At 47.0% G+C, this 860-nt stretch carries 2 protein-coding genes; both read right to left on the reverse strand.

The window, feature by feature from the left end; genetic code table 11:
• Positions 1-487, reverse strand: a 487-nt coding sequence (locus ABHN01_RS24470; RefSeq protein ID WP_429877703.1) for a hypothetical protein, incomplete at its 3' end; no start/stop codon positions are given.
• 64 nt (positions 488-551) lie between these two features.
• Entirely contained in the window at positions 552-794 is a 243-nt protein-coding gene (locus ABHN01_RS24475) for an alpha/beta fold hydrolase (protein WP_429877704.1), read from the reverse strand.
• Positions 795-860: the final 66 nt, after the last annotated feature.

Consider the following 860-nt stretch of genomic DNA (forward strand, 5'->3'; position numbering starts at 1 on the left):
GATAGTCACAATACATTTCAAATTCATGGGAAAAGACGTCAGGATACACCGGATGTCCATTCCAATCCTCAAATTCAGAAACCCTTATTTGTAAGCAATACGGCATATTGGCATGCTTATAATCGGCCGCTGACCAGCTTTGTGAATGCCCCAGGTTAATCGGATCACCGAACCAATCAAGGGCTACTCCCCAGTCTCCGCTGATATAGTCCCCTGTCCAGCCGATCGTGTTGAACCCCCAGCTTTTAAGATCTTCGCTTAACCCTTTGATCCAATTTTCCCGTGAGCCGTATTTCGTTTTCCATATATCAAAGTTATGGTCATACTTTAAATTGGTTTCATCCGCATGATTCACCCCGATGGTCACGAACTGATTCCCTTTTGGATCAACAAGCCACCAGCGCTCATTTTCGCGTTCAAGTCTGAAGTATCCCGTTGCCTCAAACGTTCGATTCACATTGCCTCCATATGAGCTAAGCTCTGCCATTTGCATCTACTCTCCTTTTATATTTATCATTTAAACCGCTTTCAAAAAGAGATTTATAGCTTGTTTATTTTCCTATAAAATCGAGCAATACACGACTCAATTCTTCCGGACATTCTTCGGCCAACTGATGGCCCCACGGCAAAATTACTTCTTCTACACTTTCCGCAACCAGGTTCATTTCCCTTGTACACTCTTCAGCTATAAAATATTTGCTGCCCAGGGCAAGTACCGGCATTTGCAGCTTCGTTTTCGATGCTTCCAGGAAAAATTCAGCATCCTGAAATGTAGCACGATAGACTTCGAACATTGAACTGAGCCCCCCCCCTCCCCCCCCCCCCCCCCCCCCCCCCCCCCCCCCCCCCCCCCCCCCCCC

Origin of the sequence: Fictibacillus sp. NRS-1165, from assembly GCF_050468105.1 — a bacterium.
GTDB classification, from domain to species: domain Bacteria; phylum Bacillota; class Bacilli; order Bacillales; family Fictibacillaceae; genus Fictibacillus_C; species Fictibacillus_C terrinigri.

Coding starts and splice junctions, on each gene's coding strand:
- ABHN01_RS24475 (WP_429877704.1), bottom strand. CDS start 794: ATGTTCGAAGTCTATCGTGCTACATTTCAGGATGCTGAATTTTTCCTG.